The 10,095-nt window shown below is 72.4% G+C and carries 9 protein-coding genes; 5 read left to right on the forward strand and 4 right to left on the reverse strand.

Features of this window, described 5'->3' with window-relative positions; genetic code table 11:
* Positions 1-46: 46 nt before the first annotated feature.
* The 4 genes from AB0I73_RS38450 to AB0I73_RS38465 form a co-directional block, all read right to left on the reverse strand.
* Positions 47-991 carry a TauD/TfdA family dioxygenase gene (locus AB0I73_RS38450; RefSeq protein ID WP_363045050.1) on the reverse strand — a complete coding sequence of 315 codons (945 nt, stop codon included), beginning with the start codon at positions 989-991 and terminating at the stop codon, positions 47-49.
* A gap of 68 nt (positions 992-1,059) precedes the next feature.
* The gene (locus AB0I73_RS38455) at positions 1,060-1,899 is read right to left on the reverse strand and encodes an ABC transporter permease (RefSeq protein WP_363045051.1); all 840 of its coding nucleotides are present in this window, start codon (positions 1,897-1,899) and stop codon (positions 1,060-1,062) included.
* Entirely contained in the window at positions 1,896-3,149 is a 1,254-nt protein-coding gene (locus AB0I73_RS38460; protein WP_363045052.1) for a methylaspartate mutase, read from the reverse strand. Before AB0I73_RS38460 ends, AB0I73_RS38455 begins: the two co-directional genes overlap by 4 nt.
* Entirely contained in the window at positions 3,146-3,574 is a 429-nt protein-coding gene (locus AB0I73_RS38465) for a cobalamin-dependent protein (protein ID WP_363045053.1), read from the reverse strand. The genes AB0I73_RS38460 and AB0I73_RS38465 overlap by 4 nt, the downstream gene beginning before the upstream one ends.
* A gap of 353 nt (positions 3,575-3,927) precedes the next feature.
* Here AB0I73_RS38465 and AB0I73_RS38470 point away from each other — a divergent pair, with 353 nt between their 5' ends.
* From AB0I73_RS38470 to AB0I73_RS38490, 5 genes are all read left to right on the forward strand, one after another.
* Positions 3,928-5,712, forward strand: coding sequence for a fatty acyl-AMP ligase (locus AB0I73_RS38470; protein WP_363045054.1), 1,785 nt, complete (start codon positions 3,928-3,930; stop codon positions 5,710-5,712).
* On the forward strand, positions 5,709-7,436 hold the full coding sequence (locus AB0I73_RS38475) for an acyl-CoA dehydrogenase family protein (RefSeq protein ID WP_363045055.1): 1,728 nt from the start codon (positions 5,709-5,711) through the stop codon (positions 7,434-7,436). Before AB0I73_RS38470 ends, AB0I73_RS38475 begins: the two co-directional genes overlap by 4 nt.
* Positions 7,433-8,332 carry a hypothetical protein gene (locus tag AB0I73_RS38480; protein WP_363045056.1) on the forward strand — a complete coding sequence of 300 codons (900 nt, stop codon included), beginning with the start codon at positions 7,433-7,435 and terminating at the stop codon, positions 8,330-8,332. Before AB0I73_RS38475 ends, AB0I73_RS38480 begins: the two co-directional genes overlap by 4 nt.
* A gap of 32 nt (positions 8,333-8,364) precedes the next feature.
* Positions 8,365-8,637 (forward strand): acyl carrier protein, encoded by a 273-nt coding sequence (locus tag AB0I73_RS38485; RefSeq protein WP_363045057.1) that lies wholly within the window; start codon positions 8,365-8,367, stop codon positions 8,635-8,637.
* A gap of 97 nt (positions 8,638-8,734) precedes the next feature.
* A partial coding sequence (locus tag AB0I73_RS38490) for a condensation domain-containing protein (protein WP_363045058.1) occupies positions 8,735-10,095 on the forward strand: 1,361 nt, incomplete at its 3' end.

Consider the following 10,095-nt stretch of genomic DNA (forward strand, 5'->3'; position numbering starts at 1 on the left):
GGCCGCACCCGTGAACCCGGGTGCGGCCCCCTCCGTTGTTCCGCCGTCACGGCTGGAACGGTTCGCCGAGACCGACCACGATCTCCCGTTCCCCCCGGTGGGGTTCGCGGCTGTGCGCCATGCGGACGTTGTCGATCACGAGGAGATCGCCGCGCCGCCACGGCTCGCGGACGGTGTGCTTCTCGTACACCTCGTTGATCAGGTCGACGCTCGCCCGGTCCAGCGGTGTGCCGTCGCCGCAGAACGTGTTGAAGGGCAGGCCCTCGGGGCCGAACTCCGCCGTGAGGAACTCGCGGACCTCCGGGGCCATCGTCCATTCGTTGAGGAACGCGACCTGGTTGAACCAGCACCGCTCACCCGTCTCCGGGTGCCGTACGACGGCCGGGCGGGTCTGTACGGTGCGCAGCGCGCCGTCGGCGTCCCAGCGTGCCTCGATGCCGTGCGCGGCGCAGTAGCGGTCCACTTCCGCGGGGTCGTCGGTGCCGAAGGCGTCCTGCCAGGTGATGCCGACGAAGGGGTTGTAGTGGCGGGTGAGCCGCCAGCCGTGCCGCTCGAAGCGGGCGACGAGGTCCTCCGGCAGGTCGCGCAGCACGGCCCGGCTGTCGGCGATCGCGGTGTTGCCGCCGTCGGCCGGCGGGGTGAGGCAGGCGAACGCCATCAGCCGGGGGGCCGACGGCGCGTAACTGAGCTCGTGGTGCATGCACATGGGCTGGTCGGCCGGCCAGTGCGAGGAGGAGTACACGCCCTGACCGTAGGTGTCGCGCGGCGCGAACCCCTCGCGTTCGATCAGCGGTTCGCCGATGATCTGGCCGACGGCCGCGGCGGTGGTCGCCCGGTTGTCCAGGCGCAGCCCGCGCACCAGGACGGCGCCGTTGCGGGCGACCGCCTCCCTGATCTCCGGGCGGCGGGCGGTGAGCCACTCGACGGCGGCTCCGGGTGGCGCCTCGGTCGCGTCGAGGCGGACGAGCGGGCCTGTTCCGGTTCCGGGCATGGTGCGATGCCTCTTTCGTCTCTCGGAGGGAGCGCGCCGCGTCCGTCGACGGGCGCGGGGGATGCGGTTCAGGCGGGCGGGCGCATGAACGCCCGTACGGCGGTGATCGATCCGGCGACGGCGACCAGGACACCGGCGCCCAGCGCGGACCACACCTGGGTGCCCAGCGGCTGGCCGAGGGCGAGTGCGCGATTGGCCTCCATGGCGTACGACAGCGGGTTGACCGTCGCCAGTGCCTGGAGCCAGTCCGGCAGCCGCTCCTTGGGGACGAAGGCGCTGGAGGCGAACATCAGCGGGAACGTGACCAGATAGCCGGCGCTCTGCATGGCCTCGGCGTTGCGCAGCCACGCCCCCAGCGCGAGGAAGATCCAGGTCATCGCCCAGACGACGACGCAGGTCAGCAGGATCGCGGCCAGCAGTCCGAACGGTCCGCCCGCCGGATCGGCGTCCAGGAACACCACCGCCACCACCACGAGGATCACCAACTGGGCGGTCGTGCGCAGCAGATCGGCGAAGCTTCGGGCGAACAGCAGCAGCGGTGCGTGGATCGGCAGGGTGCGCAGCCGGGCCACCGCCCCGTTGTCCATGTCGCGCACCAGGCCGATGCCGGAGGCGACCGCGGGACCGATTCCGGTGGTCACCAGCAGGGCCGGGAGCAGGAAGTCCAGGTAGGCCACGCCGTCGGGCAGGTGCCCGCGGTCGACGATGGCGCCGAAGACCTGGCTGAGCAGCAGCAGCATGAACACCGGTTGCAGCATGCTGAGGACGACGACCTTGACGTGTGTGAAGTTCGCCCTGACCGAGCGGCCGGTGAGGATCAGCAGCTGCGCCATGAGGCCGCTGCCCCGCCAGGTCGGCCCCGGCCCCGCCGTGAGCGGCGCGGTGGGCGGCGGCGAGGTGGTGGTCATGGGGTTCCTCCGGAGTCGTAGGCCCGTTGCACACGGGACAGCGCCGCGAGCAGATCGGCGGACGTGACCTTGCGGGCGGTGGACACGGCCGCCCCGGCGAGGGGCAGCGCGCCGGTGTCCCCCCAGCGGAGCCGTCCGTCGTGGTCGATGAAGCTCCTGGCCCGTCCCGCGTTGTCGGGGTGCAGGCAGTAGGGGATGTCGAGCAGGCCCCGCCGGAAGGCCGTCAGCAGGGCGGCGCCCACGTCGTCGTGCAGGTCCAGCACGGCGTGGACGAGGGTGCGGGCCTCGGCATACACCTCGGAGTCCGCGTCGGGCGGGCCGGGGGGCGGCGCGGGGGTGGTGGCCGCGGCGCGTGCGGCGGTCTCCAGCGCTTCCACGTTGTCGGCGACGGTCGGGATGCGGTGCGCCTCCGCGGCGGTCTTCACGATCAGCCGGGAGGCCCCCGAGGTCACCGCGAGCCGGGCGGCCGCCTCGAGGAGGTTCAGCGCGCCGCCGCGTGAGAGGGGGTAGACGCCCATGTAGGCGTAGAGCACCACGTGCCAGTCGGTGGGCCCGAGTAGTTCCCCGGCGAGCCGTTGCAGGGCGGCGACCGCCTCCAGGTCCTGTTGCGGGCTGGTCTGCTGGGCGTAGCTCAGGGACACGCTGCGCAGGCCGTGCCGGGCGAAGAACAGGCCCTCCAGGACGCTCACCGCGACCAGCACGGCCGGTGGGCACAACTGTCCGAGCATGCAGCCGCCGAAGCTCTCCAGATGCGGCACCCGGCCGTCTCCCGTGTGCCCGGCGAGCATCTCGCAGGCCGTGCGCCAGCTGTCGACCGCGTCCGCCAGCGGGGTGCGGCTGTAGGGCAGGCAGTACGAGACCGGCCCGCCCTCCGTGGCGTCCAGGCCGAGGCCGAGCAGCGCGGAGACGATGTGCTCGGGCCGCGACGAGCCGTGTCTGACCTGGACGGGGAAGGAGGCGTCGTGGATGCCGTCGAGCACGGCCCGGGTGGTGTCCGGGGGGTGGGTGCAGATCGGGTAGCCGTTGAGCGTGACACCGTCGGCCAGCGCTCTGCGGGCGGCCGCGAGCTCGCGCACCCGGGTGTAGCTGTCCAGGGTCAGCGTGCCCACGGTGACGGCGTCGACGGCCCGGGTGCGGGCCAGGCCCTCGCGCATCCGCCGGGGGTCGCTGAAACCCATCCGGGGCTGGACGACGAGCGTGCCGCGGGCCCGGGCCGCGGCCACGAAGTCGCCGAAGGGCACCTGCGTCACGACACCGCTCGGACGGGCAACCGGGACACCATGTCGCGAAACGCGGTCACGTCCCCGTCGTCGAAGACCCGGTCGTAGCCCGCCGCGAGCAGTCGGCGCACCTGGCCGACGTTGCGCAGCCCGTCGGTGCCGAGCTTGCCGCCGATCACCATCGTGGTGCCGGCGAGTTCGGGGCGGGTGCGCAGGGCCCGGACCAGCCGGAGGCCGTCCTGGTGACCGTGGCCGTTGACGCTGCTGACGACGATCAGGTCCGGGCGGAGTTCGACGGCGGAGCGCAGCACCAGGTCGTCGGGGGTGCAGGGGCCGAGGTTGGTGACGTCGTGGCCCCATTCCTCCAACAGGAGTTGGAGGTAGACGAGATTCCAGGTGTGGGCGTCGGAAGAGGTGCCGGTGACCAGCACGGAAGGCATATGGATGCCAGGCATGGAATTCATCGGAATCCCGGAGTCGGGGAGTGCCGGAAGTCCCGGGTGAGAACACCCTGAAACGCGGCGCACTCGGCGGCTGGAAGGTTCTTCGGAAATGCGGTCCGACCTCGACTCTACTGTGGCGGGCGGGGCCGGAACTGGGAGTCGGCTGGCCGGTACTGGCCTTGCCGCCTTCGAACTGCCAGCCCTTACGAGCGCTTTGTCCCTGTTGCTGGGGGGCGGGCGGGCTCCGGGTGCAGTTTGCTGTCAGTCGCCTTCCCTACCCCTGAGGGAGCCGGTAGAAAGTCACGGCAGTGCTGATTCGGCGCGCGGAAAACCCCGTTCGCGACCACGAAGGGCAGGCCACGAATATGGCGGGAATCGTCACCGCCCCCAGTGTTACCGCAGTGCTGCGACAGCACGCGGAAAACCGGCCGGAAAAAGAGGCGGCGGCATTTGTGACGGATCCCCTCCAGGAGGACGGGGCGCAATGGTTGACCTATGCTGAACTGGACGCGCGGGCCCGGAGTCTGGCCGTGCGGCTGCACGGGGCCGGGCTCGGGCCCGGTGAGCGTGCGCTGCTGCTGTACCCCGCCGGGCTCGACTTCCTGGCCGCGTTCTTCGGCTGTCTGTACGCCGGCGTCGTCGCGGTTCCCTCCTCGCTGCCCGGTCGATACCGCCACGAGCGGCACCGGGTCCGGCGCATCGTGGACGACTCGGGCGCGGCGGCGGTCCTGACCGACACCCCGACCCGCGGCGACGTCGAGGACTGGATCGCCGAGGAAGGGCTCGGACGTCTCCCCCTGACGGCCACCGACGACGGCGCCGGTCCCGGCCCCGACGGCTGGACGATACCGCCCACCGACCAGTCCACCCTCGCCGTGCTCCAGTACACCTCGGGCTCCACCGGAGACCCCAAGGGCGTGATGATCAGCCATGGCAACCTGCTGCACAACACTGCCAACCTCGCCGAGGTCATGAAGCTGGACGACACCATGCGCGGCGGCGGCTGGATCCCCCACTTCCACGACATGGGCCTGATGGGCCTGATCATGACGCCGCTGATGATCGGCTCGACCACCCTGCTGATGAGCCCCGGCACCTTCCTCAAGCGGCCCCATCTGTGGCTGCACATGATCGACCGGTTCGGCATCCGCTACTCCGCCGCACCCGACTTCGCCTACGAGGTGTGCAGCCGGCGCGTCACCGACGCACAGGCCGAGGGGCTCGACCTCTCGCACTGGCGGCACGCCGTCGACGGCTCGGAACCCGTGCGGTCCGCCGTCCTCGACCGCTTCCACCAGCGGTTCGCGGCCTACGGGCTGCGCGCCGAGACGCTCGCCCCCAGCTACGGCATGGCCGAGGCGACCCTCTTCGTCTCCGGCGCGGTCGACAGCCCGCCGAGCAGCCTGCGGGTCGACGCCGGTTCCCTCGAGCGCAACGAGTTCCGGCCCACCGCCACCGCCGACGAGTCCGGCCGGGACGTGGTCAGCTGCGGACCGCCGCTCGGCGCCGAGGTGCGTGTCATCGACCCCGACACCCTGCGCACCCTGCCGGAGGGCGCCGTCGGGGAGCTGTGGCTGCGCGGCCCCGTCGTCGGGCACGGGTACTGGGGGCGTGAGGCGACCAACGAGGCCGAGTTCCGGGCCACCACCGCCGAGGGCGACAGCGGATACCTGCGCACCGGCGATCTCGGGGCCCTGCACGAGGGCGAGCTCTACGTCACGGGCCGTATCAAGGACGTGCTCAACCTGCGCGGCCGCAACCTCTATCCGCAGGACATCGAGCACGAACTGCGGGTCCAGCGGCCGGAGCTGGGCAACCTGGTCGGCGCCTGCTTCGCCGTCCCCGGCGCGGGCGGACAGGGCCAGGACGACGTCCTGGTGGTCACGCACGAGGTCCGCGGCATCAAGGACGAGGAGCGGCTGAGGGAACTCGCCACGGACATGCGGCTCACCGTCGCCCGCGAGTTCGGCGCCCCCGTGGGAGCCGTGCTGCTGCTGCGGCCCGGCGGAGTACGCCGCACCACCAGCGGCAAGATCCAACGGTCGGCGATGCGTGAACTCTTCCGGGCCGGCGCGCTGGAGCCGACGTACGCGGACTACCAGCCCCCTCTGCTGCCCGCGGTCGCGACCGGCGAGCAGGCACCGGCATGACGACGACCTCGGCTGCCTCCGTGGCCGCCCCCCTCGCGGAACTGACCCGTCTCCTCGACGAACTGGCCGTATCCGGCGGCCCGTTCTCGGGTGAGCGGCTCGCCGCCCTCGACGAGCAGGAAGCCTTCCCCGCAGAGGCGTGCCGCGCGCTGGACGCGTTCGGCATGCCCCGCTACTACGTGCCCACCGAACACGGCGGCGCACTGGACGATTTCGGCATGGTGACGCAGCTGCTGCGGGCGGTGTCCCGGGTGGACCTGACAGTGGCGGCCGCCCACGGCAAGACGTATCTCGGTGCCGTCTCCACCTGGATCGCCGGCGACCCGGCCCGGGCAGCGCGGCTGGGCCGCCGGATCGGCGAGGGCGCGGTCGTCTCCTGCGCGCTGACCGAACGGCACCACGGCAGCGACCTGCTGGCCGGCGAGGTCACCGCCCACCCGGTGGACGGGGGCGGCAGCTGGCGGCTCACCGGTGAGAAGTGGCTGATCAACAACATCACCCGGGCCGACCTGGTCACCGTCCTGGCCCGCACCGACCCGGAGGGCGGCCCGCGCGGCTTCAGCCTCTTCCTCGTCGACAAGGAGCGGCTCGCCCCCGGCGCCCTGTCCCCGCTGCCGAAGGTGCCCACGTACGGGATCCGCGGCGCCGACATCAGCGGCCTCGCCTTCCACGACGCGATGCTGCCGTCCGACGCGCTCATCGGCGAGCCCGGCCAGGGCATCGAGATCATTCTCAAGGCCCTGCACGTGACCCGCACGGGCTGCATGGGCATGTCCCTCGGCGCGGGCGACCACGCCCTGGACCTGGCCGTCCGGTTCACCGCCGACGCCACCGACGACGACGGCACACCGCTCGCGCACATCCCGTACGTTCGCCGGGAGTTGGGTGAGGCTGTGGCCGGTCTGCTGCTCGCGGAGGCCACCGGAGTGGTCGCGGCGCGCTCCGTGCACGCGCTCACCGGCGAGATGAGCGTCGTCTCCGCCGTCGCCAAGGCGTACGTACCGGCCCAGGTCGACGACCTCGTGGCCCGCCTCCTCCACACCCTCGGCCCTTACGGCCTGGTGGACGTCGACCCGCACGGACACTTCGCCAAACTGGAGCGTGACCACCGCATCATCGGCATCTTCGACGGCAGCAGCCTGGTCAACCGCAACGCCCTGATCGACCAGTTCCCCCGACTGGCCCGCGCCTACCGCAAGGGCCGCCGGGACGACGAGGGCCTCGCCGAGGCGACCGACGTCCACGCCCCGCTGCGCCCCTTCCGCCCGGAAGCCCTCAGTCTGCTCTCCGGCACCGGCGCCTCCGTCGTCGCCGCACTGCCGGCGGCCGTGGACCGCGTCCGCGATCTGACGGCCTCCGGAGCCGCCTCCGGCAGGCTCGCCGCCCTGGCGGAGGGGCTCCGGCGGGCCACGAACGGGCTGCACGAGCGGATGGCGGCAGTGCGCTACTCCCCGCGTGCCGTGCCCGGCCACGCCTTCGGGCTCGCCGAGCAGTACGAGCTGTGCTTCGCCGCGGCCGCCACGCTCCACCTGTGGCTGCGCCGACCCGACCACATCGACGAGACCTGGCTGCGGGGCTGCCTGGTGAAGGCCCTCACCGAACTCGGCGAACCCGTCGAGGAGGCCGACCGCGACACCCTCGACGCCCTCGCGGACGTCCTGTTGTCCTCACCCCCCGGCACGGTCCCCTCACTCCTCGACCCCATGGAGGGCACGACTCGATGACCACGGTCACCGCCCCCACCGGCCTAGCCGACACCGTCGAACAACACCTCGGCGACCCGTACGACACCGCCAATCCCCGCGGCTTCGGAGCGATCCTGGCCGCACGCGAGGCGGACCGTCCACAGGCCGGGGGCCTGCTCCCCGACGCCCTCACGGAAAGCGCGCACGTCACCCCCGAGGCCTGGCTGCACGCGCTGCGCGCCCTGTACCGCCGCTCACCCCGCCTCGGCCGTACCGTCCGCGCGGCCCTCCCCGACAACGAACCGCGCGCCACGGCCCTGGTCGTCGGATCCTGCGTCGGAGCCCTCGATTCGGCACTCCGCGTCACGGTGCGCCATCTGCGGGGCCGCCGGCTCTACGGCGCGCCCGCCATCGACATCCCCCATCTGCGCGAGGTGCTCGCGGGAGTCCACGCCGACCTGCTGCTGTGCGACGTCCTGACCAGCCTCGCGGTCCGCGGCGAGGACGCGCTGCCCAGCCGGGAGGGTGCCCACGAACAGGCGGTGCTCGGGCTGGTGCCGCGCGTCCTCCAGGGCGCCCTCGACCGCCTGTCCGTCCTGATGGGGTCGCGCTTCTACATCCGGGAGGGCGAAACCGCCGTCTTCCAGCTGCTGTTGAACGAAGCCCAGCGGGAACTGTTCGCCCCGGCGCGAGGGCCGCGCCCGGCCCCCGGTCCCCTGCCGTTCACCGAACTGGTCACGGCCCCGCCCGCCGCCGCCCTCCTGGACCCCGAGCTCACGTCGGCCGCCCCCGGCCGGGTCCTCACGACGCCCGCACGGCGCCCACCGCAGCCCTCGGGCGCCGTCCAGCAGCGCCTCTACGCGGACCTGGTCCGCCGCTACGACAGCGCCCGCACCTTCGACCTGACCGAACGTCGGCTTCCCGACCGCCCCTGACCCGCCCCCGCTCCTCCGAAAAGGACAGCTTCATGCCCGAGTCCGACCTCGAGACCCCCACCGCCGAGAGCCTCGCCCGCTGGCTCACCGACTGCGTGGCCACCCATCTGGAACGCCCGGTCGACACGATCGACCCCACGGTTCCGCTCTCCAACTACGGGCTTGACTCGCTCCACGCCCTGTCCGTCATCGCCGAACTGGAAGACCACCTCGACATCTCCGTGGACCCGACGGTCATGTGGGACAACCCCACCGTCGACGCGCTGAGCAAGGCCCTCGCCGAGGAACTGGCCCTCAACGACTGACGGTCACGGCCCTCCGCCCCCACGTCCCGCCGCCCCGCGCTCGCAACCCTCCCCCCGCAGTCCACCACCTCCGCAGAATTGAGAGGACCGCACCGCCATGTCCGAAGCCCGTCTGCTCCGTCGACCCGTCTCCGCCGCGCAGTCCGGCATCTGGGTCGCCCAGCACCTGCACGCGGACAGCCCCCTCTACAACTGCGGCGGCTACTACGAGATCGCCGGGCCGGTCGACACCGAGGTCCTCGCCGAGGCGATACGGCGGGGCGTCGAGGAGACCGAGGCGCTGCGCTCCCACTTCGCCCAGGAGGAACGGGACACCGGCAGCGGCCCGGAAGTGACCCTCCACCAGATCGTCGAGCCCACCGAACCCGAACCCCTGCGGTTCCTCGACCTGCGCACGGCCTCCGACCCGGAGGCCACCGCCCACCGGTGGATGAACGCACGCATGGCCAAGCCCTTCGACCTGACCCGCGGCCCCGTGAGCGAACAGGCCCTGCTCACCCTCGCCGATGACCGGCACTGGTACTTCCACGGCTACCACCACGCCGTCCTCGACGGCTTCGGCCAGTCCGTGTACGCCGCCCGCGTCGCAGCGCTCTACTCGGCCCTGCTCACCGGGGACGAGCCCGCGCCCACCGGCTTCGCGACCCTGGACCGGGTCGTCGCCGACGAGGCGGCCTACGCCGGCTCACGCCGACACACCCGGGACCGCGCCCACTGGCGCGAGGTCTTCGCGGACCTGCCCGACCCGGTCTCCCTCGCCGGCCGCGCGTCCACCAGCACCCACAGCCTGCGCCGCCATGTCCACACCCTGCCGGCCCCACTGGCCCACCGTCTCACCGAGACGGCCGCCCGGCTCGGCATACAGTGGCCCGCACTGGCACTCGCCGGCACCGCCGCCTTCTTCCACCGGATGACGGGCCGCACCGACTTCACCTTCTCGCTCCCGCTCGCGGGACGCACCGGCCGTACGTCCCTGACCACCCCGAGCGCCATGGTCAACGTGCTGCCCCTGCGCGTGACGCTCACGCCGGACACCCCCTTCGCAGACCTGGCCGCCCAGGTGTCCCGGTCCCTCGCCGACGTCATCCGTCACCAGCGCTTCCGCGGCGAGGAACTCATCCACGAACTGGGCCTCTCCGGCGCCGGCCAGGCCCGCCTCGGCCCGACCGTCAACATCATGGCCTTCGCCGGCGAGCCCCTCTTCGGCACCACCCCCGCCGTGGCCCACCCGCTGTCCACCGGTCCCGTCAACGATCTCAAGGTCAACTTTTACGGTACGGCCGACTCCCGCGCCGGCATCCGCGTCGAACTGGACGGCCACCACGAGCTGTACGGCGAGGACGAGCTCGCCGGTCACATGAGCCGGTTGGTGCGGGTGCTGGAGTGGGTGGCCGGCAGCGGCGACAAGTCCCGGGTCTCCGAGGTGGAGGTGCTGGAGGAGGCCGAGCGGCAGCGGGT

This window comes from Streptomyces sp. NPDC050388, assembly GCF_040655635.1.
In the GTDB taxonomy this organism is placed as follows: Bacteria; Actinomycetota; Actinomycetes; order Streptomycetales; family Streptomycetaceae; genus Streptomyces.

Excerpts from the sequence above, each read along its gene's own strand:
- AB0I73_RS38480 (WP_363045056.1), top strand. The coding sequence starts at position 7,433 with ATGACCACGGTCACCGCCCCCACCGGCCTAGCCGACACCGTCGAACAA.
- AB0I73_RS38475 (WP_363045055.1), top strand. The coding sequence starts at position 5,709 with ATGACGACGACCTCGGCTGCCTCCGTGGCCGCCCCCCTCGCGGAACTG.
- AB0I73_RS38455 (WP_363045051.1), bottom strand. The coding sequence starts at position 1,899 with ATGACCACCACCTCGCCGCCGCCCACCGCGCCGCTCACGGCGGGGCCG.
- AB0I73_RS38465 (WP_363045053.1), bottom strand. The coding sequence starts at position 3,574 with ATGCCTGGCATCCATATGCCTTCCGTGCTGGTCACCGGCACCTCTTCC.
- AB0I73_RS38485 (WP_363045057.1), top strand. The coding sequence starts at position 8,365 with ATGCCCGAGTCCGACCTCGAGACCCCCACCGCCGAGAGCCTCGCCCGC.
- AB0I73_RS38450 (WP_363045050.1), bottom strand. The coding sequence starts at position 991 with ATGCCCGGAACCGGAACAGGCCCGCTCGTCCGCCTCGACGCGACCGAG.
- AB0I73_RS38470 (WP_363045054.1), top strand. The coding sequence starts at position 3,928 with ATGGCGGGAATCGTCACCGCCCCCAGTGTTACCGCAGTGCTGCGACAG.